We start from the raw sequence: 26,993 nt of genomic DNA on the forward strand, positions 1-26,993 counted from the left end.
ACACACGCAGTTTTCAAAGCTGCGTGTGTTTTTGCAATTATGTTTTACACGTTATTCAGAAAATGTAGCTCTTACTTCAATTTGAATTTTATATGGAACTACTGCTCCAATTGATTGTGCATATTTCCCGTAGCTATTTAATCCATTAATAGTAGCCGCTCTGAACCCTTTTACATTTGTCCACTTATCACAGTCAAAGTCATAAGTGTCCTTGAATTTGATTTTTAATGTCCATACACCTTTACTATTTTTCGTACCCGACGCCACATAGCTAACCTTATTAAAAGCTAAAGTTAAATCATGCGAACTATTTAAAACTGTACTTCCGCTAGTCGTTCGTGCTGACAGTTTTTTACCTTTCACATAAGACTTGAATTCACTAATGATTTCCTTACAAGCACTAGAGTTTTTAACTTGAGTAGAAATTGGGTCTGTCGATGTGATTGATACATCTACAGGATTATCCTGCAAAGAGTGTTCTAGGCATGCACTCGCAGTAGTATAACCCAATAACGTTCTTGCATCTTCTGCTGCCATCGCTAGGCTAGCTCTTACTACAGCTTTTGTAATTGCTGCTTTTTGCATTTGTGTATCACTAATAATACCTTTTCATAAGACTGCTCGTTTTGAATCATAATGCAACAATTATTAAAATCAATGCATAGCATTCTATCGGAAATAAAGCCAGTATTCCCCCTAATATAAAATGCCATTTCCATTTGCAATCTCTTTTTTTGCGTTGTACACCAATACAGATGATTGCGATTCCGAGAAGTGATATAAGTAATGGTAAGCAAATAAAGAAGAATGTTCCCACACCATTTTCTAAATCTAATAAAAAAAGTGTCACCAGTAAAAAAGCTGTAATTGCTATACCAATTAGCATGTTTCGCATGTGAATCTCACTTTGGTAAACAGCCAAATCAATAGTATTAGAAACAACTTCGTCTAGTTTATGTGTGGAAGTTATTTTCTCCAGTTTTTCACCATACATCAGCTCACTCAAACTTATATCCAATGCAGATGCCAAAGGTTCTAACGTTTTAATATCAGGAAATCCTGCGCCTCGTTCCCATTTAGAGACAGCTTTGTCTGTCACACAAATTTTCTTTGCAAGCATTACCTGTGTCCACCCTTTTGCTTTTCTTCTCTCTGCAATAAACCTCCCGAATCTCTTTTCATCCATTTAAACCTCCTTTCTCACATTCATGCTGTTTAATTTAAATATAGTACAATTTCTGCAAAATGCAATCGACGAATCGTAGAGTTATTGAAATCTGTTGAAATTTCATTGTTAAAGAGATTTTATCATTCTTTTCCGCATAAATCAATTACATAAAACTAAAAATGGAAATAACCGCTACAAGCAAATTAACCTTGACTCGAAAAGTGATCCGAGCCTTCATATTAATTTAAATTAAAATAATTGTCATGATAGATATTTTGATAATAATAAATACTCTGAAATCATGCGAAAAGATAAGGCAAAAAAAGAAAAAGTGACGCAAGAATCTCTCTTTCTCTCACGTCACTTTCTGTTTCTTTAGAAATTCCCACCTACTTATCTAGGGACTTCCTTTCTTTCATCGTTAAAATGTGTCTTTAATTGTGCTTGCCATGCGGCTGACGTCTGTTTTTACATCACCCATGTCTTCCACAGTGCGTCGCATGTCCCTGGAAATCTTATCCTTGTCAGACGGAGACATCCACTTATATGCGCAAAATCCTGCAGCACCGGCAGCAGCAAGCATTGCTGCGTCTTTGACAAATTTGTTCATCTCTTTACACCCCTTTTCCTAGTTTTATAAACTTAGTATGGCATGGATGTAAAATGAATATGTGTAGCAGATTCTGCTGTTATTTAATACGGCTCAATAAATCCGCCGCCAACGACCCGGTCGCCGTCATAAAAGACGATGGACTGCCCCGGTGTCGCAGCTCTCTGTGGCTGTTCAAATACGGTCACGACTCTGCCGTCACACGCTTTATGTAAAACAGCGGGAGCAGGTTTTGCCGCATAGCGAATTTTAGCTGTAATGCCTTGTTTTTCCAAAAGACTTTCAGGGATTTCCCCGCAGCCTGTTTCTGTAAAAAAGTTTTCAGCGGAGACAACTTCTGTATGAAACAAATCGGCATTGTCGCCCAAAACTACTTGATTCTTTTCTTTGTCAATTTTTGTAACAAATACCGGTTTGCCCAGGGCGATGCCAAGACCTTTTCGCTGTCCAACAGTATACCTATTGATTCCCTGATGTTCACCGAGAATCTTCCCTTCTGCATCCACAAAATGCCCTTTTGAGCAAGCAAAACCGCGCGCCTCCATAAAAGATACATAGTCTTCTTTTTCTTCGTCAATAAAGCAAATTTCCTGGCTGTCAGCTGCTTGGGCATTAGGCATATCATTTTCTCTTGCCAACCTGCGAACGGTATCTTTATCCTTCATATCAGCGAGAGGCAAAATCAATCTCGACAGCACCTGCTGACCCAGCCTGTAAAGCATATAGGACTGGTCCTTTTTCTCACTGGAGCCTTTTTGAATATAGTAAATTCCTGACGTGTCGTCTTTAGTAACACCGACATAGTGACCAGTCGCGATATAGTAAGCGTTCTCCCTATCTGCAATTTCAAGAAGCTTTTTAAACTTGATTGCCGGATTGCAGACAACGCAGGGATTCGGTGTTCTGCCACAGGCGTACTGACTGCAAAAATTATCTATGACTGATTTGGAGAATTCTTCAGATACATCCATAATATGAAGAGGAATTTCCATCTTTTCAGCCAGTTCTTCCGCCGCACGCTTTCCGTTTGCATTATCTCCCATCACGTCAAAATAAAATCCAATCACCTCAAAGCCCTGATTCTTTAACAGCAAAGCGGCGGTCGTGCTGTCCACGCCGCCGGAAAGACCCAGTACTATTTTATTCTTCGATAATGTGGTCATGATCGTCCTCATCTGCATTCGGGTCAAAGCCTTCCAGACCCTTGTAGTTTTTTCCATTTTTCTCAGCATAATCATAGATTGCTGACTTAATGGCATGGTCTGCAAGAACAGAGCAGTGTACCTTTACGGCAGGAAGACCGCCCAATTCCTCGATAATCTGCTTGTTGCTGATCGCAAGGGCTTCGTCGATGGTTTTTCCAATAATCATGGAAGTCGCCATACTGGAAGAAGCGATAGCGCTGCCGCAGCCAAAAGTTTTGAACTTTGCGTCTATGATTACATCGTTTTCTACTTTGATTTGAATCTGCATCATATCGCCGCAGACAGGACTTCCGTAAGTGCCTGTTCCATCAGGATTTTCAAGCTCCCCTACATTTCTCGGGTTCATGAAATGATCCATTACTGTATCGTTATATAAGCCCATGCTATTACCAACCTTTCTCGCTGTTTACAGGAGACAGCGCTCTCAATTTTTCTACGATTTCTTTTAATGATTCTATGACATAGTCGATATCTTCTTTTGTTGTGAAGTCTCCTACTGTAAAGCGCACCGTACCGTGCACCATTTCTACCGGAACTCCCAGCGCAGTCAGCACGTGAGACGGCTCCAGTGACTTGGAGGAACATGCTGAGCCGGTGGAAACGGAAACTCCCTTATAGTCCAGCAGAAGTAAAATGGACTCCCCTTCAATGTACTTGAAAGTAATATTGGCATTACCCGGGTGTCTATGCTCCATAGTACCGTTGACAAAGGTATCAGGAATCTCCCTGGTAATTCTGTCTATGAGATAATCACGAAGCTGGCTGCAGTGCGCAATATGTTCTTCCATATTGATTTTTGCAAGTTCAGCCGCTTTTCCAAAGCCAACAATCCCTGCCAAATTTTCGGTTCCTGCACGTCTTCCCATTTCCTGAGCTCCGCCATGCATGTAATTGGAAATGCGCAGCCCTTTGCGAATGTAAAGTGCGCCAATTCCCTTCGGACCATAAATCTTATGCGCAGATACGCTGAGCATATCCACGCCCAAATCCTTTACGTCGATTGGCACATTGGCAAGCGCCTGCACTGCGTCGGTATGGAACAAAATCCCATGCTTCTTTGCGATTGCCGCCAGTTCTTTAATCGGCTCAATGGTTCCCACTTCGTTGTTTACCATCATAATGCTGATTAAAATGGTCTGGTCGGTAATAGCAGCCTCTAAGGTCTCTGGCTTTACAGTACCGTCAGGCTCTACCGCAAGGTATGTAACCTTATAGCCGTTCTTTTCTAAAAACTCGCAGGAATGGAGCATTGCGTGGTGCTCAATTCTGGTTGTAATAATGTGATTGCCCTTTTCTTTAAACTTATCCACTGTGCCAAATACTGCCCAGTTGTCAGCTTCACTGCCACAGCCAGTAAAATATATCTCTTTTGAATCAGCTCCGATTAATGCAGCAACCTGGCTTCTTGCCTTATCCACAGCTTCCTTAGATGTGAGCCCCATAGTATAAAGGCTGGAAGGATTTCCAAACTGCTCTGTAAAATATGGTATCATCTCTTGCAATACTTCTTCTTTTACCGGAGTTGTTGCTGAATAGTCTAAATAAACTTGTCTCATAAAAGCTACTCCTTTCACTTTTTCGATTCTACTAATATATTATACCAAAAAATTTACAGATTCAAACGGTAATTTTAAATTATTTGCATTCCGGAAAGGCGAATTTTTTTCTTTTCTTTTTCCCCTGTAAACAGGTATTTGTGAGACTCCTTTCGCTTTCCCTGCTGACCGTACATGGTATAATCAATTTTCACTGTACATTTTACCATATTATACCTTGTTGTGCGAGAAGAAATTACACTCACATCATATTCTGTCACCTGCTCCATATCGGTCAACTCATAATCTTTCATCAGAGCCGTATCTGTCTTCAGCAGACTCCCTTTCTCCACTTTCTCAAGGGCCGTCTCTGTCCTGTCGTAATCCCAACTGCCGTCATAATACTTGTTCAAAATCTCAATCCTCGACTGAATCTGGCTTTCCATGATTTTTTCATCGCTTTGCGGCTTTATAATGACTCCCGCCGTGAGAAAAATCAAAAGCAGCGCACAGATTTGAAATACGTATACCTTTTTCATAAATACCCCCTGTTGTTTAAGCTAAAGTGAACTGAAGCTTGTACTATCTATAGAGGTATCTTACAACAAAAAGAGAGCAAAATTTGTAAAATCCTGCTCTCATTCTTTGTTTTTCTGTATAAAATTACGTGCCTGCTGCCTTTGCCGCTATTTTTCGTCGACAAACTCGATATTATCGAGCTGGGAACGCAGGTTAGCCTTAAAGGCTTCGATGTACTGCTTGCGCAAAAGCTGCTGTTCTTCTTTCTCTGCTTCTGTCAATCCTGCCTCGGTCTTTGATTTCCTCGCAAGCTCGTTAATTCTCTGAATCTGTGCTTCTGTAATCATAAACTGTCTCCTCCGTTCCTTTATCATAACATTTATGAAGAGGGACTGCAAGGAGTTTTCTAGCCAACTTTCCGTTCTAGTCTCAGCTTGTCTGCAATGATTGCGATGAACTCTGAATTGGTTGGCTTGCCTTTGTCATTCTTGACGGTGTAACCAAATAAGGCATCGATGGTCTCAATTCTTCCACGGTTCCACGCTACTTCGATGGCATGTCTGATAGCTCGCTCTACTCTACTAGGCGTAGTATCATTCATTTTTGCAATGGTCGGATAAAGTTCTTTCGTCACAGCACTGAGTATGTCCATATCTTCCACAACGATGGTAATCGCATCTCTGAGATACTGATAGCCCTTGATGTGCGCAGGCACACCGATTTCATGAATCAGATTAGTAATTTCAATTTCTAAGTCGTTTTCTTTTAGTATATCTTTATAAATCGTCGATTTCTTTAGATTCTGTTGTCCTGCAAAGTTGCGTTTGAGCACTGTATCCTTATTCATAACCTGTCTGATGCGCTTTGAAAGAATATCCATGTTAATAGGTTTCACCAAATAGTATTCCGCACCGAGAGAAACAGCCCTTTGAATCATGATATCCTGTCCAATGGCTGATACCATAATGACTCTCGGATATTTTTTCAGTTCCACAGTATTCAGCGTTTCCAAAACACCGATTCCATCCAGATGCGGCATAATCAAATCTAAAATCAGCACATCTACTTCTTCCTTTTGAATCTGTTCAATGGCACCAAGACCGTCATGTGCAATAAAAATTACTTCCATGTCCATCTGGCGTGCGAAGTAGTCTTGCATTGCTTCACAAAATTCCTTGTTATCATCTACTAATCCTAACTTAATTTTTCCCATAATGTAATCCTTCCCGGGCATATGCCTCGTTCTTTCTTCTTTTCCACAAAAAGACCTGCGCACTGTCTCTTTGGTGAGGTTGCCCTGCCTATAAAATTTTACAACATATTTTGCGTTTGTGTGCATCAATTTTACCGCAATTTGTAGGGATTTTATCGGATATTCGACAGGTCTCATGATTTTTCGGTCTGTTCCACCATCCATTCTACGAAAATGCCGTAACCCTTCTTAGGGTTATTTACGAAAACATGGGTAACCGCACCGATTATTCGGTTATTTTGTATAATTGGACTTCCGCTCATGCCCTGGACAATTCCTCCACAGGTTTCCAATAATTTTTTATCAGTCACCTCAAATTCAAGACCTTTACTATCTGCTTTATTCTGGTTTTTCACCTTCGTAATTTCAATTTCAAACTGCTCTACCTTCGTTTCATCAATGGTTGTAAGAATGTACGCCTTACCCTCTTCGATTTCTTCCTGATACGCCATCACCATGGGATGATCCAAGTCAAAATCCTGGGGATCATCACCTTTCCCATAGATACCGAACTCAGTGTTTTTCATAATTTCTCCAAGCGGATTTTGAAAATCATAGATTACACCGCCAATTTCCCCCGGCACACCTTTTTCTCCTGCCTTAATCTGACTGACCCTAGTGTGCAAAAGACTTCCCGTTCTGGTTTCCAGCAGCATACCAGTCTCGGCTTCATAAATTCCGTGACCCAGCGCTGCAAAGCTGCCTGTCTTTGGATCATAAAAGCTAAGTGTTCCAATGCCTGCAATTTTTTCTTTAATCCAAAGTCCCAGCTTGTATTCTCTGCTTGCCTTGTCATAATAGGGAGTTACCGAGAAGTCCATAGATTTATTATTTCTAATGACCGTCAGTTGCACAGCTTTTCCGCTTCCTGATACAACTCTGTTAACATCATCAGGTCCATCCACTTTCTGCCCGTTCACTGCAACAATCATGTCACCAACCTCGGGACCTATCTTTTTCTCAACACCTACAATGAGCGCCCCTTTTACATCCATCTGAATCCCTACAGACTGTCCACCAGGAATCAGCACTCGCTCGCTAACCACGCTATGCCCCCCTGTCAGTACAGAAAGCTGCTGAGGAAAAAGAACTCCCGTGCAAAGAACAACAGCGGTTATACCGATAAACAACCAGATACACTTTTTCAATTTTTCATTTAACATACCATCAACTCTCATAATCCATCATTAATCGATTCAAATCATCTCTGTTTTCGACCTTAATGCCTTCCTTGAACCGGTTCTGATCCTGAGTCGACAAAGTTTCATATACAATAGTCGTATCCTCCAGTTCAATCAGGTGTCCCGTCTCATCAGAGAAAAAAATCTTTATAACATCTTTATCGTATTTAATCAAATAATATGACTGATAAAACTGACTTGGTGTATCTTTTTCATGATTCTGCGGTTCATCTTCGCCCTCGCCTGCTACATCATCATTGTCATCATTGTTATCCTTCTCATCATCTAACGTCGGCGCTGAATCTCCCGGATCTGCCGCTTTAGCGACATCTTCACCTACTCTGCTTTCAAGGTTCGCTTTCAGCGCTTCTTCTTCACTTTCCTTTCCTGTCAGCGCTGCAATGAGCACCACCACAGCGAAAATCGCAACGATAAGCACAGCGCATGCATAAATCCATGTATGGTTTTTCTTTTTCTGGCTAAACATTTCATCACCTCTTAGCGGATATTATTGCCAGAGAAAGAAAAGCTTATACAGTAATTTTATCTTTCATCTTTTGAAATGTCTTATTTCCAATGCCGCTGACCATTTTTATGTCTTCAATTTGAGAAAATTTACCGTTTTCTTCCCGGTAAGCGATGATTTTCTCCGCCGTAGCAGGGCCAACACCCGGAATTTCCTGCAAAACACTGCTGTCTGCTAAGTTGATGTTGATTCGTCCCTGACTATCCTTTCCGAGGGCTGCTGGCTCTCCTGTGCCGCCTATATTTCCGCTACTCCCAAAAGCTGCAGTGCCGTTGTTATCCTCAAACGATGGAATAACGACCTTCTGTCCGTCAACTACCACCTCTGCCTGATTAATCTGCTCAGTAAAAGCCTCATCCGTCAAACCACCTGCAACTTTAATCACTTCAAAGAGTCGAGTCCCCTCGACTACTGCATAAACACCCGGATTTCTGACTTCACCACCGATATCTACATAAATCTTTGCGCTTTCTGCAGACTCTGCCTGATTTTCGCCTTTATCCATTTCACCGCCTGATGCGCCGTCCTCTTCTACTGTCAGTCCGTTATCTTCAGTGAATTGTTCGGAAAATTCGTCCTTTTCCCCATACTGTCCAAAAACTAAAACAGCAATGATTACAATCGCAATCATTGCCGTTATCTGAAATATTTTTTTGTGTTCCTTAAATATTCGCAAGTAAAGTTTTAGTTGTTCCATCTTGCTTCCCCTTTCCTATTTTCTTCTATCATACCCGAAGAAAAATGGAAAGTCAAGGAAATTATTCTATTTTATTCCAAATCATCCAAAGAAAATCTCTTTCCGTTCTACCTCGATCTCATAGCGAGGCACATCAAGCCTAGCAAATTCCACAAAGGAAGAGATGACTTGTTCCGGACTTAAATTGGATGTGCTGCCGCAGTCAAGAATCATAGACAGCGCCAAATTTTCTCCATCTGCCAGCTCAATAGAGCGAATTTTAGAGCGAATATCCACCGTCACCATTTTCTTAGTTTTCTTCTGCCTTTTTTCAGCAAAGATTTTTTCCTGAGCTAAGTATGACGTCAAAAGTTTTTCGTGCTTCGCTTTATCACAAGCTACGGGAAACTGAACCAGATATTCTGCTGCTTCTGTTGCTGCAGCCAAAGACTTTGCATTTGAGCGGTCGTAGTCACAGGAAAAAATTTCTACACCCTCCGGCATGACCTTACGCAGCATTTCAGCTATTTCCTGTGGTTCATAGTTCACCGTCGTCTCAAACTCCAAAAGCTCGCAGCGACTGGTATAGCCTAAAGAAAGGGGCTGTGCAAAGCCCATCTTCGGGTGCGGGTTAAACCCCTGAGAGTATGCCATAGCTATGCCGCACTTTTTAAATGTGCGTTTAAAAAGTCGCAGCATGTCCAAATGCGAAGTATACTTTATGTAGCCTTCTTTTGAAAACTGAATCACATATTTACGCATAAATACCTCCCCATTTGCACTCTACTCTGCTGTTAATACCACAGCCTGCGCAGCCGTATCTGCAGTCCTTCGTTGTGGTTTCCTTTTCAGCTTTTTCGGCCTCAGAAATCAGGAATTTCTTGGAAACTGCAGCATCTACGATATCCCATGGCAAGATTTCATCAAACCGGCGGGCTCTCGTGGTATAAAAATCCATATCAGTGCCGCTTTTTTCAACCGCACGGTTCCATTTTTCTAAACTGAAATGTTCAGACCAGCCATCCAGACGGCAGCCTTCGTTATGGGCAGCAAGGAGTAATTTTCCTAGCTTTCTATCGCCTCTGGCAAAACCCGCCTCAAAAGTGCTGACAGCGTCATCGTGATAGTTAAAAGTAACGCCCTTGATTTTCAGCTTTCCGCTCAGATAATTATGTTTGCGGGTAAATTCTTCCGTCGTATTCTGTGGTGCCCACTGGAACGGAGTATGCGCCTTTGGCACAAAGTTAGAAACGCTGACCGTTACTGTAAAACGACCGCCCTTACCTGAGTCGCGGTGAAGCTGTACGACCTTTCTGGCAATCTCTGCGATGCCGTCCAAATCTTCGTCAGTTTCCGTCGGCAGTCCAATCATAAAATACAGCTTGATGTGCTTCCAACCCAGCTCAATAGCCTGCTCCACAGCGCTGTAAATATCTTCTTCGGTAATACCTTTGTTGATGACGTCACGAAGTCTCTGCGTACCGGCTTCCGGCGCAAAGGTCAATCCCGACTTCTTATACCCTTGAATCTCCTCGAGCACCTGAAAAGAAAAGCTATCCAGTCTCAGAGAAGGCAGAGACAGTGAAACGTTCTGTTCCTTACATTTTCTCATCAGTTCGATGGCAAGAGGTTCAAAAGCCGAATAATCACTGGTAGACAAAGATAAAAGAGAAAGCTCCTCATGTCCGCTGTTTGTTAGCTGTTTCATAGCAAGGTCCATAATCTTGTCTTTGGAACGCTCACGCACTGGTCTGTAAATCATGCCTGCCTGACAAAATCTGCAGCCGCGGGTACAGCCCCGAAAGGTTTCTACTACACTTCTGTCATGCACCGTTTCCATCAGCGGCACCATCGGATTCGTTGGAAAATCAACATCTTCAATATCAGGTAAAATACAGCGCTGCACCTTGTCCGGTGCGCCCTCAAAGTTTTTCTCGTAGGAGTTCACCGTGCCGTCTTCGTTGTAGATTGCTTTGTAAAAAGACGGAATATAAACGCCTGTATCTCCTGCAATTTCCTTTAAAAACGATGTTTTGTCCATGCCCGATTCTTTTGCTCTGCCATACTTTTTCAAAAGTAGCGGCAAACTTTTTTCACCGTCACCAATTAAGAAAATATCTACAAAATCAGCCAGCGGTTCCGGGTTATACGCGCAAGGGCCGCCTGCAATAATAAGCGGATCTTCCTCGGTGCGCTCCGCTGCTAAAAGCGGAATATTCCCAAGCTCCAGCATGTTAAGAATGGTTGTAAAGGACATCTCATACTGCAGAGTGAAGCCCAGAAAATCCATCTCTCTTACTGGCGTCTTGTTCTCCAGCGTAAAGAGAGGCACGTCCATCTCCCGCATGAGCGCTTCCATGTCCGGTGCTGGCGCAAAAACTCGCTCGCACGCCAGTTCATCGTCTTTATTTATAATATTGTAAAGAATCGATAGTCCCATATAGGACATGCCGATTTCATATAAATCCGGAAATGCAAAGGCAAGGCGCGCCTTTACGCTGTCCGGCTTCTTTCGAATCATATTAATTTCGTTGCCGATATATCTGGCAGGCTTTTCCACCTGTTTCAGCAGATGGTTCAAAGTTTCAGTCAAGTTCATTTTCTGCGGTTCCTTTCACTTACTCAAACAGGCTGTCGATGGTCTGTCCAATCAAAGCCTCGATTTGTTTCATCAGCTGTCTGGTCTGTTCTTTTTTCTTTAAAATTCTGTCGTGCACTGCCGGTTCGTCCGGCGCTTTATGCAGGATATAGTCGATTCGCTCATCAAGACCCACATACTGATCTTCTTTGACAAGACGGTCGCCAAGGCAGACTAAGTCCGTTTCGTCAATTTCTTTAAAGTCGTGAAAATCGTAAGTCATATGGACGCGAACGATATTTGCCTCTGCATGATAGCCAAGGCCATCCAAAATATCTGCGCCAATTTCCCAATGCTTATCGCTGGTTCTTGCCACGTCGTGGGCAAGTCCAGCCCCTTCTATTAAATCTAAATCAAGCTGGGCGCCGTGAAGATTCATCTGTTTTCCGATTTCTCGCGCCACCCTGCTGACAGCTTTACAATGTCTGATTACATGGGGAGGCGTTTTATATTTCGCATACAGCGCCTCACATTCTTTCTCTGTAATTCGTTTTGTCATAATTATACCAGCCTTTCAGCTATTAGTATATCACAGATTTTCCGAGAGTTCATAATAAAATTCTTTTTCATTTTGCGTATTATAGCTTCCAATAATTTCCCCTCTCTGAACGCGCTCTGATTCTACCACGCTGATTTCTTCTAAATTGCCGTAAATAGAGGTTCCGTCCTCGTGACGAATTTCCACGTAAAGCCCTTTCTCTTTATCCTTTCCTGAAGCGGTCACAACGCCGCCTGCTACTGCATGAACCTGCTTTATCTGCTCGTCAGATTTTTCGTCAATGGGCACGCCGTATTTAGACGTCTCGTTAATCTTCGCAACGGCTGAAACCACTTTGTCTGGTGCACCAGAAAGTGCTGTAGATACCGATACCGCAGCGCTTTTGACATCTTCCATGGACATCTGATACATCACCATAGCTTTTGCTTTTTCATAATACTTAGCAAACGTCTCGTTCTTTATTTCTCCGCCATAGGAAGCTGCCGTCAAAATCAAAAGACAAGCTGTCACCTGGCAGTAGAGTTTCTTCTTGTTCATAAAATCACCTCTATATAAAGTATTATATAGAGGTGAAGAATATAACTCGTTTTAGTATTCGTCCCAATACTCAAACTCATAGTCGAAGAGCCGAATGGTATCGCCTTCGCTCAGGCCCATTTCCAAAAGCTTTTCAATGGCACCATTCTTTTCAATATATTTATAGAGATATCGAAGAGAACCCATATCATTAAAGTTTGTGGAATCAAAAATTTTCTGAAGCTGTTTTCCGGTAAGCACGTAAACATTACCCTCTTTCGAAGCATAAATTTCTTTGAAGTTCGGGTCTTTATCATCGGTTTCAAAGTCAAAATATTCGTATTCGTCCTCGTCCTGCGAATTAAGTGCCGCTTTTTTCAGTTCTTCCAGGGCTGCCGACATGAGCTCATGAACACCCACGTTAATCGGTGCACAAATTGGGAATACCCTGTATCCCTTTTCCTCCACATACTCTTTAAACTCAATGTATGCAGGACCGTCTTCGCTGGTCATATCCATCTTGTTTGCTGCTACCAGCATTGGCTTGTTCGCTACCTTTTCGCTGTACTTAAGCAGCTCGTTGTTGATTTTATCAAAGTCCTCGATAGGATTTCTTCCTTCGCTGCCAGACGCGTCTACCACATGAATCAAAACCTTGGTTCTTTCAATGTGTTTTAGGAATTTCAGCCCCAAACCCAGTCCCTGATGTGCACCTTCAATAATGCCGGCAATATCCGCCATAACAAAGCTGGTGTCAAAGATTTCTACTACACCCAGGTTCGGTGCAATGGTGGTAAAATGATAGTTTTCAATCTTCGGCTGTGCACTGGTTGCCGTCGCCAGAAGACTTGATTTTCCAACATTCGGAAAACCTACAAGACCCACATCAGCAATCATCTTCATTTCAAGAATAACGCTTCTTTCCTTAGCAAAACCGCCCGCTTCCGCAAAATTCGGCGCCTGACGTACTGAATTCTTGAAATGGGTGTTTCCTTTTCCGCCTTTTCCGCCTTTTGCCGCTACAAAATTTTCGCCGTCTTCCACCAAATCCTTCATCACAAGACCGGTTTCCTCGTCAATAATCACAGTACCCATTGGCACTTTAATAATCAGGTTTTCGCCGTTTTTTCCGTACCGCTTTTTCTTCATACCGTCCTGACCATTTTCTGCCTCGTATTTTCTCTTGTAGCGAAAATCCATTAGCGTTCTTAAGTTTCTATCCGCCTGAAAGATTACATCGCCGCCCTTGCCGCCGTCTCCACCGTCAGGACCGCCTTCCGGTACAAAGGGCTCTCTACGAAAGGATACGCATCCGTTGCCACCTTTCCCTGATTTTATGAATATTTTGGCTCTATCTACAAACATGTCAAAGCCTCCTTTACTGTTTTCTCTTTCGTTCAAAATTCGTCTGCTTAGTGTATCATATATTGCTAAATTGGACAAATTTCTGAGAATCTGTCAATTCTGTCACAGTTTTATTAGAAAAACGTTGACAAAATTGACAAAAAATAAATCTTTGTCCACTTTAGCAATATCCCCTGTTTCTTAGTTTTTGATGTAAGAAAGAATATAGGAGTAGTGTAGGAATACTGTATGAATGACATACTTTTTCTCTTCCTAACTACTCCTATCCGTTCTTAAAATCGTTCAAATTCCACGATTCTTAAATCTTACTTAAAAATTAAGCTTCTTTTGGATAAACACTAACCTGTTTTCTAGTCTTGTCTTTTCTTTCGAACTTAACAGTACCTTCAATCTTAGCAAACAATGTATCATCTCCGCCGATGCCTACATTATTACCAGGATGGAATTTAGTACCTCTCTGTCTAACCAAAATGCTGCCAGCGCTAACGAACTGACCGTCACCTCTCTTAACGCCTAAACGTTTCGACTCGGAATCACGACCGTTCTTAGAGCTACCTACTCCTTTTTTACTTGCCATAGTCCAGACACCTCCTTGCTATTTGTGGCTAAAATGGAAATTACTTCGCTGCTTCAATGGTTTCGATGATAACAGCTTTTGTTGCCTTTTCATCGACTTCAATACCATGTTCTTTTGCGTAAGCAATTAATTCATCTTTCTTCATAGAAGCGGAAATTTTCTTTTCCTTAGCTTCTTCTTTTGCTTCTGCCTTTGGTGCTGCAGGAGCTGCCTTCGGAGCGCTCTTGCCTCCTAAGGATTCAATCTTAACCATAGTGTATGGCTGTCTGTGACCCTGTTTCTTTCTGTAGTCTTTCTTGGACTTGTATTTGTAGATGATGACTTTCTTAGCTTTGCCATTTTCTACTACTTCTCCAGAAACAACTGCACCTTCTACATACGGTGCACCTACCTTCAGGTCTCCTTCTTCAGCTAAAACCAGTACTTTGTCAAATGCGATTTTCTCGCCAGCTTCTACATTCAGCTTCTCGATGGTTACTACATCGCCTTCCTGAACTCTGTACTGCTTTCCGCCTGTTTCAATTACTGCGTACATTGTGTTCTTACCTCCTCTATCCAGTCTCGCCTTATCGGGTAGCGCTAGATGCGCTTTGTATGAAAAATAAACCCTTTCCGAGCGGTCTAACTCAATTATCATAGCATATCCCAAAGGGATTGTCAAATGTTATTTGCCGGAAAACTTTTAAACTCCTGCCCGCTTTTATCCTCTTATTTGTGTTTCCTATCCTGCACACTTTTTGACAAAATAAACTCAATCTGCCCGTTGATAGAGCGAAAATCCTCTTCCGCCCACCTTGCGATTTCTTCCCAAAGAGACGGCGCAATTCGCAAAATAACCTGTTTCTTGGCTTTTTCAGCCTGCTTCACAGCCTTTTCTTTTGCCTTAATTTCCTGTTCCATCTGCTGAAGCTTAGACAGACGTGCTTCTAATTCTTTTTCCTTTTTTAAAATGTCTTTTTCGCTCGTCATTGCATCCGACCTTTCATCTCTCTAATCCTCTTGCTGTTTCAAATTCATTTCCCCTGCTATTTGAACTTAGTAGATACTGCCGCTGTTGACAATAGGCTGCGTATCCTTATCAGAGCACAGTACTACCATCAGATTGGATACCATGGCTGCCTTTCTCTCCTCATCTAAAAATACTACTTCTTCCTCACCTAATTTGTCAATAGCCATCTTTACCATGCTGACTGCACCGTCAACAATCTTCGCTCTTGCAGAAATCACAGCCTCAGCCTGCTGTCTTCTCAGCATTGCCGCCGCAATTTCTTCTGCATAGGAAAGATGTGTAATGCGAACTTCCTCGATTTCAAGTCCTGCAAAAGCCACCTTATTGTTCAGCTCCGCTTTCATGTTATCTGCGATTTCCTGAGAACTTCCTCTGAGCGTTTTCTCGTTAGCATGCTCATGATCTTCCGTATTTAAGCTGTCGTAAGGATACATTCTTGCAATATTTCTGATGGTAGAATCGGTCTGAATCGACAAAAATTCGGCATAATCTTCTACATTGAATACTGCATTGGTCGGATTTACAACTTTCCAAATTACCACTGCCCCAATGATAATCGGATTACCCATCACATCATTAACCTTCTGTACCCCGTTATTTAAGGTGCTATCTTTCAAAGAAACGGTTTTCTTTGCACTCACTTTAATAGAACCTAGCGAAAACTTTCCGTTCTTTGCCTGCGTTTCGGCTTCTGCTTTTGCTGCAGCAATCTCTTTCGTATAGGTCGGATTGGTATAAGTAGAAAACGGATTCACAAAATAGAAACCCTGCTTCAAAATCGTACCGTGATAATTACCAAACAAAGTCAACACCAGCGCCTCGTTAGGCCCAACTACTCTAAGACCCGCATATAAAATCGGAAGAATAATTGTTCCCAGTCCTCCTGCGATAATCATTGCAATTCCAACTGCTCCAAGATTGATACAGCCAACTACAATCATTGCAATGGCTGCCAAAATGCCCAAAGTAATGAGTATCAGCATACCCATGCCGTTGATTGGCTTAATCTCTTTCTGTGTAAAATTCGTCTTTTTTTCCATAACGTTACTCCTCTTCTCCCTTTTGGGTTTTATGATATCAATTTGATATCATATTTATATCACATAAAATCATCCATGTCAATAGCACCCAGAAATTTTTTCCGCAAAACAAAACCACCGCACAGGGCTTTCCGTGCAGTGGTTGTCTGTTTCTATATTATAACTTTTCTATTACAGATAGCTGACAAGTTCGTCTGCCTCTTTTCTCTTTGGAGCAGCCGGTGCTTCCGCATCCAGCGGATATCCCATCGGAATTAATGCTGCAACAGTCTGTCCCTCCGGCAGATTAATTGCTTCCGCAACCTTTTCATCATCAAAGATACCTAAAATTACAGTACCGATTCCTTTATCATGGGCGGCCAGACAGAAAGTCTGCACTGCGATACCTGTGTCAAAATTCTGCCATCTGTCTTCCTTTCCGGTGGTATAAGAACCATCTTTCTCAAAGCCGGATCTCCCATTGATATAAGTCGCAACAACAAGCTGCGGCGTATTCTTGATAATCTTTGCATTGTAAGTAAAGCCTAATACGCATTCATCAGCGATTTTTTCCTTTACAGCCTCGTCCTCAACTACAATATATCTTGTAATCTGTGTATTTTTCCAAGACGGCGCAAAAGAAGCAGCTTCTACGATTTCTCTTACAACCTCGCGATCCACAACTTCTGGCTTAAACTTTCTGATACTTCTTCTTTCCTTTATACAAGTAATTGCTTCCATAGTTTCTCCTTACTCAAATTTCCTAAAGTCACTTTAGTATACCTATTTTTTATAGTAAAGTCAATACGAGAAAAGCCTGCTTAGAAAGGTTACGAATATTGGATTTTCGTACCTATGCCGCTTTTCTGCAAAAAAGGTATCAAAAATTAGAGTCACTTTATACTAACCAAAAGGTTTTAAGCAAATACAACGAAATAGAATTGAAAGTCTTCGTTCTTTTTTCTTTTCTATGGTTCCATTTTCGTACAAACCTTTCATTATACAGAAGTAAATTCCTTATTTTTCATATAATGGATATAAATAATTTGCAGGTTTTCGTACCTTTTTCGCAAAAATCGCTTAAAAGTACTAATGGTGGTTTTCAAACTTTACCATGACAGCCATATGGCTGATTATGAATTGAACAGTGACCAGACACAAACTTTTGTATATGCGTGCCTTGCAGGCGTTGCACTTAATAATATTTTAAAGCAGTCCGGCATAAAATTTGGTATGAAATTAACAAATGGACTCATCAAAAAAATACCCGGTAGAGTTTTAACTAGAATAAACCAAAAAGTAGGATTTAGATTTATAACAAAATCAGGAACAAAAGGAATTTTTAATTTAACAAAAATGCTTCCAGGCGTTGGCGCTATTGTCGGCGGAGGTCTTGATTTTACAGAAACTAAAATTATAGGTAACCGCGCATATAAATGGTTCTTTGATAATGACTTTTCAGTTGACACTGATACCAACTATTTTGATAATGAAATAGATATTCAAGATATCGACTTTAATGCTCCAGTACATGATGATGAAAATGAATTATAAAAAACAGTATTCACAAAAAGCTGTGCGTCTTTCTCTTAAGGAAAAATGCCGCACAGCTTTCGCTTGCTGTAAATAAACTATTCGATTACCACACCGTCTTCATCAACCATCATGCCATCCATAGATACAGGTGCTGCTTCCCCTTGCTGTTCTTGCAGTGTTTCTAAAAGCTGATTCTGAACTTTGTCCAGCATGTCTGGATTCTCCTGCAGCCACTTCTTCACATTCTCACGCCCCTGTCCGATTCTATCATCGGCATAGCTGTACCAGGAGCCTGCCTTGTCAATGATTTTCAATTCTACTGCACTGTCCAGAACATCTCCGGCCTTAGAAATGCCTTCTCCATACATGATATCGAATTCTGCCTGTTTAAACGGCGGAGCAACCTTGTTCTTAACAATCTTGACCTTAGTTCTGTTTCCAAGCATCTGGTCGCCGCTTTTTATAGTTTCCACCCTTCTGACGTCAAAACGCATGGAAGAATAGAATTTAAGAGCGCGTCCGCCTGTGGTAACTTCCGGACTTCCATACATGACCCCGATTTTCTCACGGAGCTGGTTGATGAAAACCACACAAGTGTGAGAACGGTTTACATTACCTGCAATCTTTCTAAGTGCCTGAGACATCAGTCTGGCATGAAGACCCACGTGATTATCTCCCATGTCGCCTTCGATTTCGGCTTTAGGAACTAGCGCTGCAACGGAGTCGATTACGATAACATCCAGCGCACCACTGCGTGCTAGCATATCACAAATCTCCAGTGCCTGTTCTCCTGTATCCGGCTGAGATACTAAAAGCTCATCAATCTTAACGCCCAAATTCTTTGCATAGACAGGATCCAGCGCATGTTCTGCGTCAATAAATGCCGCCTTGCCGCCCTTCTTCTGTGCTTCTGCAACGATATGTAGCGTCAATGTTGTCTTACCGGAAGATTCTGGTCCGTAGATTTCTACGATTCTTCCCTTCGGCACACCGCCTACGCCGGTTGCCAAATCCAAACTGATGGATCCTGTCGAAATGGTCTCTATGTTCATCTTGGTATTGTCGCCAAGCTTCATAATAGCGCCCTGACCGAATTGTTTCTGAATCTGATCCATTGCGTCCTGCAATGCCGCTTCTCTCTGTTCTTTCTCACTCTTCGGGTTCTTTGCATTTTTTTGTTCTTTTGCTGTAGCCATACTTTACCTCCAATAAAGAACGTTTGTTCTTAAATTATAATACCCTATTATTTGCTTTCGGTCAAGGCTTTTTTGCATAAAAATTTTTTACAAATTTTATTTGTTCCTTAAGTCTCTGTCCGTTCATACTCACTATAACATATTTTACATTATATGTCAACAATTGAATTTAATTCCATGTCTGGTCAATCGTCTTATTTATCATGTCAAACATGCTGAGCACAGCGTAATGCCGGTTCCATTTGCGGCTCACATTGCGCATTCTGACTTCTTTTACCTCTGTATGACCATCAAAAACGCAGCCGATATAAATCAGCCCCACTGGTTTTTCAGGGGTTCCGCCACCTGGTCCTGCAATGCCGGTTACAGAGATACAGAGTCTGCTGCCAGTTTTTTTTGCAAGACCCTCAGCCATTTCTTTCGCTACCTGACTGCTTTCCGCCGTATACGCTGCTAACGTTTCTTCTTTCACGCCCAGCTCGTCCATCTTTGCGCCGTAGGTATAAGTCACAAGTCCCCGGTCAAAGACCTTTGAAATCCCGGGCGTATCAGTCAGCGCCCCGGAAAAAAGCCCTCCGGTACAGGATTCACAAGCTGAAACGGAAATATTTCGTTCAAGAAGTTTCTTTGCAACCACATCTGCCAATTCCTCATCGTCAACGCTGTAAATATACTCGCCCACCTTTTCAGAAACCTGTGCAATCATATTTTCCACGGCTTTTACGGCTTCCTCGCAGGTCGCACGCTTGGAAGCGATTCTCACGCTGCACTCGCCTTCCTTTGCGTAGGTGGCAAGGGTCGGATCCGTCTGCGCATCAATCAAGTCCAAAAGCTTGGTTTCCAACAGTGATTCGCCAATGCCGAACATGCGCAGGGTTCTGTAGTAAATCACGCCGGTCTGCAGCTTTTCCAGGTATGGACGCACTCTGTTTTCCCACATCCATGTCATCTCCCGCGGCGGTCCCGGCATACAGATAATCATTTTTTCATCCTCGCAAAGGGCTAGTCCTGGCGCACTGCCCACTTCGTTGCTGAACACCTCTGCCCTGCTAGGCATCATCGCCTGCTTATAATTATTAGGAGTCATCGGCTTTCCGTATGCCTTTGCTCTGGCAACCAGCCTCTCCATACTTGGCTCATGAAGCACCAGTTCATCGTGCAAAACCCTGCAGGCTGTCTCTTTTGTCAAATCATCTTCTGTCGGCCCAAGACCTCCCGTGGTGATTACCAGGTCACAATCGCGAAAAGCCATTTCAATCATCTCAGAAAGGCGTCCAGAATTATCACCCACCGTGTAATGATACATAACGTCAAAACCCAGCAGATTTAACTGCTGGGAAAGATATACAGTATTAGTGTTGGTAATCTGACCAAAGAGAATCTCCGTTCCGACACTTAAAATTGCAGTCCTCATCGCATGCTCCTCCACTTCCATGCAAAATCTTGATTATGCGTAACTCTCACTGGTTTACATAGAGAACACGCTTTTATTCTTCCAAATATATTCTATCCCGGAATATACCGTCATAATCAGGGAACCCCACAGGAATATTTCTCCTGCAAGCCCGCAGTACTCCTGAATCTGCGGCATACTCCCAAGAGCAGAAGTCAGAAGCAAAAGCGGCACTGCAATCATCTGCAGAACAGTTTTGATTTTACCACTCATGCCAGCAGCAATGACCGTTCCTTCAGACGCGGCTACCGTTCTCATACCTGCGATAGCAAATTCTCTCGCCAAAATGACAATCAGCATCCATCCCGGCACTGTCCCGTCCTCTACCATCAGGCAAAAGGCAGAATAAACAAGAATCTTATCTGCCAGCGGATCCATGATCTTCCCAAAATTAGTAACCAGTTGATACTTTCTCGCAATTTTACCATCTAACATGTCTGTAAAAGACGCTACAATGAACAGTACAAAGGCAACGAGATTATATCCCATCATGTATGCTGCAATGAAAAACGGCACAGCAACAATTCTGCCTACAGTCAACTTGTTCGGTAAATTCATTCTTAAACCTCCGTTCCAACTAAATCATAGTCGAATGCATCTTGAATCAAAACTTTTACCATATCGCCCGGCAGAAGGTTCTGTGAAGATGTAAAAATCACTGCATTGTCGATTTCCGGCGCATCATAGCGGGTTCTGCCGATGAAACTACCTTCTTCCTCCATTTCTTCTACCAAAACTTCCAGCGTCTTTCCGACTTTAGCCTGGTTGCTTTCCAGGGAAATCTCAATCTGCCTGCGCATGATTCCATCGAGGCGCTCTGCCTTGATTTCTTCATCAACCTGATTTTCCATCTCGCCTGCCGGCGTATTTTCCTCCTGCGAATAGGAAAAAACTCCTAGTCTCTCAAATTTTTCTTTTTCAATAAACTCTACTAGAGTCTCATAATCTTCTTCGGTTTCGCCCGGAAATCCTACAATCAGCGTCGTTCTAATGTGAATATCCGGAATTGCTGTGCGGAGTCTTTGTAAGGTGTTTGTGATAGATGCCGATGTCGATCGTCTGTTCATGGCGCGTAAAACACTGTCGCTTCCATGCTGAATAGGAATATCTAAATAATTGCAGATTTTTTCTTCTTCTGCCATTACCCTAATCAACTCGTCTGTAATTCTGTCCTCATAGCAGTACATGAGGCGAATCCACTTAATTCCATCAATTTTGCAAAGCTTTTTCAACAGTTTGGCAAGACGAAGCTCCCCGTAAAGGTCCTTGCCGTAATAGGTCACATCCTGTGCAATGAGAATCAGTTCCTTGCAGCCAGCCGCAGCCAGTTGCTCTGCTTCGTTTAGAATGTCCTCTTCTCTCTTACTTCTATATTTGCCGCGAATTTTCGGGATAATGCAATAAGCACAAATATTATTGCACCCTTCTGCAATTTTTATGGTCGCAGTATAAGGATTCTCCGAAAGCTTTCGCGCCTGAGATTCCAGTACGTCGGAAACGCAGTTGCTGCAAACAACAGCCCGTGTAGAAAGAGACGAGAAAAGTTCTGGCAATTTTTCGTATTCGTTGACACCGACGAACAAATCTACCTCCGGCATTTCCTTGTAAAGATCGTCTGCATAGCGCTGTGACAGACAGCCGGAAACCACCAGTTTTTTGCCGTCAGCCTTGTACTCCGCCATCTCCAAAATCTTTTCGATAGACTCAGTCTTAGCATCATTAATAAATCCACAAGTATTCACCATGATGATATCTGCGTCTTCCGGTTCGTTTACAATAATATGATTCTCGTTTTCCAATATGCCTGCTGCCACCTGCGAATCATTGAAATTCTTAGGGCAGCCCAGGGTTTCTATATAAATTCTCATTCAGTCTCCACTTCGTTTTTCATTTCGTTTAGTTCGTCTTCAGACAGCAGCACCTGCCTCGGTCGGCTTCCGTCCTGCGGTCCTACAATCCCTCTTGCTTCCATCATATCTACAATTCTGGCAGCGCGATTATAGCCGATTCTGAACCGTCTCTGCAACATGGATACAGAAGCTTGTCCTGCCGATACGACACATTCGATTGCTTCCTGTAAAAGCTCGTCGCTCGTCTCGTCCTTTCCACCTGCCTGCGGCAAATTTCCCTTTTCGATGGTGTTCATTACCTCACCAGCATATTCAACGTCTTCAACTTGTCCTTTTACGTGCTGAATGACGTCATGCACCTCGCTGTCAGACACAAAAGTGCCCTGGACTCTAACCGGTTTCCCCATGCCCAGCGGATTAAAGAGCATATCGCCCTTTCCAACCAGCTTTTCGGCGCCAGCCATATCCAGTATGGTTCTTGAGTCAAACTGGGAGGATACTGCAAAAGCAATTCTGGAGGGAATGTTCGCCTTGATAACACCGGTAATAATGTCCACAGACGGTCTTTGGGTAGCTACAATCAGGTGCATGCCCGCAGCTCTTGCCATCTGAGCCAGACGGCAGATGGATTCTTCCACCTGAGACGGTGCAGCCATCATCAAATCGGCAAGCTCGTCGATAATGATGACAATCTGCGGCATTACCTGCTCTTCCTCACCGTTCATCCGCATGGTTTCGTTATAGCTTTCTAAATCGCGAACCTGGCTTTCCGCAAACTTCTTATACCTATCTGTCATCTCAGCAACAGCCCAGTTCAGCGCTGCAGCAGCCTTTGCGGGCTCTGTCACCACCGGAATCAAAAGGTGCGGAATGCCATTGTAGTTGCCTAGTTCTACCACCTTCGGGTCAATTAAGACCAGCTTCACCTCGTCAGGGTCAGCCTTGTATAAAATACTAGTGATAATGCTGTTGATACATACACTCTTACCAGAACCTGTCGAACCTGCAATCAAAAGATGCGGCATACCCTTCAGGTCTGCCACAATGGCTTTTCCTGCAATGTCCTTTCCCACTGCAAAGGTGATTTTAGATTTTGCTTCTTTGAACTCCTTGGAGTCAATAATCTCACGCAAAGTGACCATATTGATTTTGTCGTTTTCCACTTCTATTCCCACTGCGGCTTTTCCCGGAATCGGCGCTTCAATACGAATGCTCTTAGCCTCCAGGTTCAGCGCAATGTCGTCAGCAAGTCTTACGATACTGTTAACCTTTACACCTACGTTTGGCTGAATTTCATATCGGGTTACTGCAGGTCCCTGAGTCACCTGAATAACCCTTGCATCAACATGAAAGTTCTTCAGTGTTTCCTCCAGCTTTGCCGCTTTCATCTTCAAATCAATATTGATATTGCCTTTGTTTTGAATCTTCGGCTTATTCAGCAAATCGGAAGACGGTTTTTTGTACTTGCCCTTAGGCTTTTGTACCGCAGACATCTCCGACGGATCCAGTGTAATGGAACTTGCCTCTTTTTTCGTAAGCTTTGCAGGTTCTTCTACCACCGCAATGCCGCTGACATCCTCGAGAGCGCTTTTCTTTGGCGCATCGTTGATATCGCTAAGACCATAGGATTTCTTTCCGTCTCTAACCTTGACAAAGCTATTTTCGGAAATTCCCGTTTCAGGTTCTTCCTTCGGAAAAACGTTGCCGTCAAGACCGTATCCGCTATAGGATACTTCCCCAGTCAGTCCGTATCCAGAAGGCGTACTGCTGCTTTCCAGACCGTAACTAATCTGAGTTTCCTTCAATACCGCCGGTTCTTCCTTCTTAGGCAATTCTTCTTTTTCGTCCCTGCCAAACAGACTATTGTCTGTCATATATTTCAGTACATTGTTTTTCTTACTCTTTTTCTCTTTCTTTTCCGGATTTTTACCCAGTAATCCAGCGTCGTCAAAAGGCGTAATAATATTGATATCACGTCCATTCTCCGCAAAGAGATCTGTCTGCTCTGCGGCTTGCTCCTTCTCCTTTTCCTTCAAAAGCTTTCGTTCTTCTGCTTTATCAGAAATCTTTTCAATTCCTCTGGACACCGGGGTATTGGCAACAAGGAGAATTCCAATAATAATGACAACGATAGAAAATATGAAAAGTCCAACCTTACCGACAAGTTTGGTCAGGAAAGTCCCCAAAACCATGCCAAAAAAGCCGCCGCCTTTGAGACTGACGCCGTCCTCATAAAACTTCCCTAAATCATAAGCCAAAATCTCACTATCAATAAATCTACCACTGTTAAGAATGCACAGCATGAGAAGCATGACAAATATCAGGGCAAATGACTTCCCTGATATATGGGTCAGCTTATTGACAATGAGCATAATTCCCAGCGCCACCAGATACCACGGCACGATAAATCCCACAAGACCAAAAATTCCCTTTAATGCGTCTCCTATGGAATTGCCCAGATTTCCTGCCGCATGAAACTGTTCCGCCGCAAAGAGAAAAATACCGATTGCAATAAAGATTACGCCCCAAATCACGTCGATAACACGCTGGTCAGCCTTTCTCTTCTCCTGCATTTGTCTTATTTCAGCCTTGGCTTTGCTCTTTGCCGGACTTTCAGATTTTTTCTTTGTTGTTTTCTTTTTTTTAGCCTGCGCCACGTTTCTTCCCCCATGCGTTTTGTCTAATTTGTCAATGTGAGCCGCAAATTCGAATTTATGCGAAGAAAAGTCCGTAGCCGATTGTGCATAGACCTAAAATCCACACATAATAAGAGAAATAGCTCAACTTTTTGTTAGATACGATACGAATCATCGTTTTAATGGCAAAATAGCCCGAAACTGCTGCTACCAGCATGCCCGCCAGAATCGGTCCCAAAAGGGCTGTGTCCAAATCACCTTCCAATGCCTTCGGTGCTTCTAACACTACAGAGCCCAAAATGGACGGAATAGAGATAAGAAATGCAAACTTTACTGCAAACTCTCTCTTCAGTCCTGTGGTCAAACCGCCTACCAGCGTAGATCCGGAACGGGATATGCCGGGATAAATGGCAATGCCCTGCAGTACACCGATAAACAGTGCATTTCTGCAGTTCATCTTTCTGATGTCACGGTTGGCAGAGCCCATTTTTTCCGCAAGGAACATGAGCACACCGGTAATCAAAAAACCTATGCCTACGGCTACCATGGAGGAGTAAAGCCCTTCGAAAAAGTCGTTGAACAAAAGTCCGATGACCGCCGTAGGAATGGTTGCTACAATAATCATTACGCCGAGTTTGCGAACCGGTCTTTCTTCGAGACGAAGTCCCTTGCCGGTGCACAAGTCCTTAATAGTTACGCAAAGTTCTACGATTAGTTCCCAAATATCTTTCCAATATACGACAAAGACCGCAATCAGAGTACCCAGGTGCAGTAAAACTGCAAAGAGCAACACTTTGTCTGCTTCCACACCGAACAGACTCTGCGCCAAGGCAAGATGTCCGGAACTGCTGATTGGCAGAAACTCTGCAAGCCCCTGCAATAAGCCTAATACGACTGCTTCAAAATATCCCAATCTCATTTACCCCCTATTTGCTTTTGATAAAGCCTTTTTCAGTTAACGCTTCTGCACACAGAACCGCGCCGCCTGCTGCGCCTCTGACAGTATTGTGCGCAAGACCGATAAACTTAAAGTCATAGACTGTATCTTCTCTGAGTCTGCCGATTGATACTCCAAATCCCTTCTCGCAGTCCACATCTAGCTTAACCTGCGGTCTGTTTTCTTCTTCCATATAGTGAATAAACTGCTTCGGCGCATTTGGAAGGTCTGATTCCTGCGGAAATCCCTTGAAATTCTGCAGCTTTTCGATGAGCTGTTCTTTGGTCGGTTTCTTGCGGAATTTGACAAACACAGCTGCCGTATGACCGTCCAGCACCGGCACTCTGACGCACTGGCAAGTGATAACAGGCTCCTGTGCCTTAGCAATCACACCGGCTGTATCGTCCACATACCCCAAAATACGCAGAGGTTCCTGTTCACTCTTTTCTTCTTCTCCTCCGATATACGGAATGATATTTTCTACCATCTCCGGCCAGTCTGCAAAGGTCTTTCCAGCGCCGGAAATTGCCTGATAAGTGGTAACAACTACCTCATAAGGCTCAAATTCAGCCCATGCAGCAAGTGCAGGCACATAACCCTGAATGGAACAATTCGGCTTTACTGCAATAAAACCGTTCTTAGTGCCCAGTCTTTCCTTCTGATATTTAATTACATCAAAATGATCAATATTGATTTCCGGTACAACCATCGGCACATCCGGTGTCCATCTATGCGCGCTGTTATTAGAAACAACCGGTGTTTCAGTCTTTGCATAGGCTTCTTCAATTGCCTTAATCTCATCTTTAGACATATCAACTGCACTGAACACAAAGTCCACGCCAGAAGCTACAGCCTCCACATCACTGACATCCATTACCTTAATGTTCTTTACTGCATCCGGCATAGGTGTTGTCATCTTCCATCTTGCTCCTACTGCTTCTTCGTATGTTTTGCCTGCACTTCTTGCGCTGGCAGCAATGGTGGTTACCTCAAACCAAGGATGATTCTCAAGAAGAGAAATAAATCTCTGCCCAACCATTCCAGTACCGCCTAAAATGCCGACTTTCAGTTTCTTCTCTAGCTGTCTCAT

Annotated in this window: 29 protein-coding genes and 1 pseudogene; 1 reads left to right on the plus strand and 29 read right to left on the minus strand. The window is 42.9% G+C overall.

The genetic code is table 11. The annotated features are described in order from the left end of the window. Nucleotides 1-51: 51 nt before the first annotated feature. The 22 genes and pseudogenes from V1225_RS10080 to V1225_RS10185 all read right to left on the minus strand — a co-directional run bounded on the left by V1225_RS10080 (nucleotide 52) and on the right by V1225_RS10185 (nucleotide 17,036). Entirely contained in the window at nucleotides 52-537 is a 486-nt protein-coding gene (locus V1225_RS10080; protein WP_338546318.1) for a hypothetical protein, read from the minus strand. Nucleotides 538-631: 94 nt separating this feature from the next. Beyond that, the gene (locus tag V1225_RS10085; RefSeq protein ID WP_160201387.1) at nucleotides 632-1,186 is read right to left on the minus strand and encodes a helix-turn-helix transcriptional regulator; all 555 of its coding nucleotides are present in this window, start codon (nucleotides 1,184-1,186) and stop codon (nucleotides 632-634) included. Nucleotides 1,187-1,589: 403 nt separating this feature from the next. Further along, a complete protein-coding gene (locus V1225_RS10090; protein ID WP_160201386.1) occupies nucleotides 1,590-1,778 on the minus strand; it encodes a hypothetical protein in 189 nt (62 codons plus the stop codon). Nucleotides 1,779-1,861: 83 nt separating this feature from the next. Beyond that, nucleotides 1,862-2,941 (minus strand): tRNA 2-thiouridine(34) synthase MnmA, encoded by a 1,080-nt coding sequence (gene mnmA, locus V1225_RS10095; protein WP_338546320.1) that lies wholly within the window; start codon nucleotides 2,939-2,941, stop codon nucleotides 1,862-1,864. Further along, a complete protein-coding gene (nifU, locus tag V1225_RS10100) occupies nucleotides 2,919-3,365 on the minus strand; it encodes a Fe-S cluster assembly scaffold protein NifU (protein WP_338546321.1) in 447 nt (148 codons plus the stop codon). Before nifU ends, mnmA begins: the two co-directional genes overlap by 23 nt. Nucleotides 3,366-3,369: 4 nt before the next feature. After that, nucleotides 3,370-4,539, minus strand: a complete 1,170-nt coding sequence (gene nifS, locus V1225_RS10105) for a cysteine desulfurase NifS (protein WP_338546323.1) — start codon at nucleotides 4,537-4,539, stop codon at nucleotides 3,370-3,372. A gap of 74 nt (nucleotides 4,540-4,613) precedes the next feature. Next, the gene (locus V1225_RS10110; RefSeq protein ID WP_338546325.1) at nucleotides 4,614-5,057 is read right to left on the minus strand and encodes a hypothetical protein; all 444 of its coding nucleotides are present in this window, start codon (nucleotides 5,055-5,057) and stop codon (nucleotides 4,614-4,616) included. A gap of 147 nt (nucleotides 5,058-5,204) precedes the next feature. Beyond that, nucleotides 5,205-5,384 (minus strand): DUF896 domain-containing protein, encoded by a 180-nt coding sequence (locus V1225_RS10115; RefSeq protein ID WP_201759535.1) that lies wholly within the window; start codon nucleotides 5,382-5,384, stop codon nucleotides 5,205-5,207. Nucleotides 5,385-5,443: 59 nt separating this feature from the next. Then, nucleotides 5,444-6,250 carry a sporulation transcription factor Spo0A gene (gene spo0A, locus V1225_RS10120; RefSeq protein ID WP_160201381.1) on the minus strand — a complete coding sequence of 269 codons (807 nt, stop codon included), beginning with the start codon at nucleotides 6,248-6,250 and terminating at the stop codon, nucleotides 5,444-5,446. A gap of 173 nt (nucleotides 6,251-6,423) precedes the next feature. Beyond that, complete coding sequence (gene spoIVB / locus V1225_RS10125) at nucleotides 6,424-7,452, minus strand: SpoIVB peptidase (protein ID WP_160201380.1); 1,029 nt, start codon at nucleotides 7,450-7,452, stop codon at nucleotides 6,424-6,426. A gap of 4 nt (nucleotides 7,453-7,456) precedes the next feature. Next, the gene (locus V1225_RS10130; RefSeq protein WP_161908474.1) at nucleotides 7,457-7,957 is read right to left on the minus strand and encodes a hypothetical protein; all 501 of its coding nucleotides are present in this window, start codon (nucleotides 7,955-7,957) and stop codon (nucleotides 7,457-7,459) included. A 43-nt stretch (nucleotides 7,958-8,000) separates the two neighbouring features. After that, nucleotides 8,001-8,693: a helix-hairpin-helix domain-containing protein gene (locus V1225_RS10135; protein WP_160201378.1), complete on the minus strand. Its 693-nt coding sequence runs from the start codon at nucleotides 8,691-8,693 to the stop codon at nucleotides 8,001-8,003. Between the two features lie 81 nt (nucleotides 8,694-8,774). Continuing rightward, nucleotides 8,775-9,434, minus strand: a complete 660-nt coding sequence (locus V1225_RS10140) for a TIGR03936 family radical SAM-associated protein (protein ID WP_338546328.1) — start codon at nucleotides 9,432-9,434, stop codon at nucleotides 8,775-8,777. Continuing rightward, complete coding sequence (locus tag V1225_RS10145) at nucleotides 9,427-11,271, minus strand: TIGR03960 family B12-binding radical SAM protein (RefSeq protein WP_251614477.1); 1,845 nt, start codon at nucleotides 11,269-11,271, stop codon at nucleotides 9,427-9,429. Before V1225_RS10145 ends, V1225_RS10140 begins: the two co-directional genes overlap by 8 nt. Before the next feature lie 19 nt (nucleotides 11,272-11,290). Further along, nucleotides 11,291-11,809, minus strand: a complete 519-nt coding sequence (locus V1225_RS10150) for an HD domain-containing protein (protein WP_160201375.1) — start codon at nucleotides 11,807-11,809, stop codon at nucleotides 11,291-11,293. Between the two features lie 30 nt (nucleotides 11,810-11,839). Continuing rightward, nucleotides 11,840-12,346, minus strand: a complete 507-nt coding sequence (locus V1225_RS10155; protein ID WP_160201374.1) for a M23 family metallopeptidase — start codon at nucleotides 12,344-12,346, stop codon at nucleotides 11,840-11,842. A gap of 51 nt (nucleotides 12,347-12,397) precedes the next feature. After that, nucleotides 12,398-13,690, minus strand: coding sequence for a GTPase ObgE (gene obgE / locus V1225_RS10160; protein ID WP_338546331.1), 1,293 nt, complete (start codon nucleotides 13,688-13,690; stop codon nucleotides 12,398-12,400). Nucleotides 13,691-14,006: 316 nt separating this feature from the next. Next, nucleotides 14,007-14,267 (minus strand): 50S ribosomal protein L27, encoded by a 261-nt coding sequence (rpmA, locus tag V1225_RS10165; protein ID WP_148491958.1) that lies wholly within the window; start codon nucleotides 14,265-14,267, stop codon nucleotides 14,007-14,009. A 232-nt stretch (nucleotides 14,268-14,499) separates the two neighbouring features. Then, nucleotides 14,500-14,802: pseudogene (rplU, locus tag V1225_RS10170) on the minus strand (50S ribosomal protein L21); the annotation flags it as partial. 173 nt (nucleotides 14,803-14,975) lie between these two features. Further along, the gene (locus tag V1225_RS10175; protein ID WP_307726236.1) at nucleotides 14,976-15,236 is read right to left on the minus strand and encodes a hypothetical protein; all 261 of its coding nucleotides are present in this window, start codon (nucleotides 15,234-15,236) and stop codon (nucleotides 14,976-14,978) included. A 66-nt stretch (nucleotides 15,237-15,302) separates the two neighbouring features. Further along, nucleotides 15,303-16,316 carry an SPFH domain-containing protein gene (locus V1225_RS10180; protein ID WP_251614483.1) on the minus strand — a complete coding sequence of 338 codons (1,014 nt, stop codon included), beginning with the start codon at nucleotides 16,314-16,316 and terminating at the stop codon, nucleotides 15,303-15,305. Nucleotides 16,317-16,487: 171 nt separating this feature from the next. Next, entirely contained in the window at nucleotides 16,488-17,036 is a 549-nt protein-coding gene (locus V1225_RS10185; RefSeq protein WP_251614485.1) for a nitroreductase family protein, read from the minus strand. A gap of 384 nt (nucleotides 17,037-17,420) precedes the next feature. Here V1225_RS10185 and V1225_RS10190 point away from each other — a divergent pair, with 384 nt between their 5' ends. Continuing rightward, on the plus strand, nucleotides 17,421-17,849 hold the full coding sequence (locus V1225_RS10190; RefSeq protein ID WP_251614487.1) for a hypothetical protein: 429 nt from the start codon (nucleotides 17,421-17,423) through the stop codon (nucleotides 17,847-17,849). A gap of 77 nt (nucleotides 17,850-17,926) precedes the next feature. Here V1225_RS10190 and recA read toward each other — a convergent pair whose 3' ends face one another. From recA to asd, 7 genes are all read right to left on the minus strand, one after another. Continuing rightward, nucleotides 17,927-19,027 carry a recombinase RecA gene (gene recA / locus V1225_RS10195; protein ID WP_338546332.1) on the minus strand — a complete coding sequence of 367 codons (1,101 nt, stop codon included), beginning with the start codon at nucleotides 19,025-19,027 and terminating at the stop codon, nucleotides 17,927-17,929. 169 nt (nucleotides 19,028-19,196) lie between these two features. Beyond that, entirely contained in the window at nucleotides 19,197-20,441 is a 1,245-nt protein-coding gene (locus V1225_RS10200) for a competence/damage-inducible protein A (protein ID WP_161908461.1), read from the minus strand. Between the two features lie 54 nt (nucleotides 20,442-20,495). Beyond that, nucleotides 20,496-21,038 carry a CDP-diacylglycerol--glycerol-3-phosphate 3-phosphatidyltransferase gene (gene pgsA / locus V1225_RS10205; RefSeq protein ID WP_160201367.1) on the minus strand — a complete coding sequence of 181 codons (543 nt, stop codon included), beginning with the start codon at nucleotides 21,036-21,038 and terminating at the stop codon, nucleotides 20,496-20,498. Between the two features lie 2 nt (nucleotides 21,039-21,040). Continuing rightward, on the minus strand, nucleotides 21,041-22,348 hold the full coding sequence (gene rimO, locus V1225_RS10210) for a 30S ribosomal protein S12 methylthiotransferase RimO (RefSeq protein WP_161908460.1): 1,308 nt from the start codon (nucleotides 22,346-22,348) through the stop codon (nucleotides 21,041-21,043). Continuing rightward, nucleotides 22,345-24,987: a DNA translocase FtsK gene (locus V1225_RS10215; protein ID WP_285813819.1), complete on the minus strand. Its 2,643-nt coding sequence runs from the start codon at nucleotides 24,985-24,987 to the stop codon at nucleotides 22,345-22,347. The genes rimO and V1225_RS10215 overlap by 4 nt, the downstream gene beginning before the upstream one ends. Before the next feature lie 55 nt (nucleotides 24,988-25,042). After that, nucleotides 25,043-25,879, minus strand: a complete 837-nt coding sequence (locus V1225_RS10220) for an undecaprenyl-diphosphate phosphatase (RefSeq protein WP_161908457.1) — start codon at nucleotides 25,877-25,879, stop codon at nucleotides 25,043-25,045. Nucleotides 25,880-25,892: 13 nt separating this feature from the next. Further along, complete coding sequence (asd, locus tag V1225_RS10225; protein WP_160201363.1) at nucleotides 25,893-26,993, minus strand: aspartate-semialdehyde dehydrogenase; 1,101 nt, start codon at nucleotides 26,991-26,993, stop codon at nucleotides 25,893-25,895.

The organism is Emergencia sp. JLR.KK010, assembly GCF_037018265.1.
Taxonomy (GTDB): Bacteria; Bacillota; Clostridia; order Peptostreptococcales; family Anaerovoracaceae; genus Senimuribacter; species Senimuribacter intestinalis.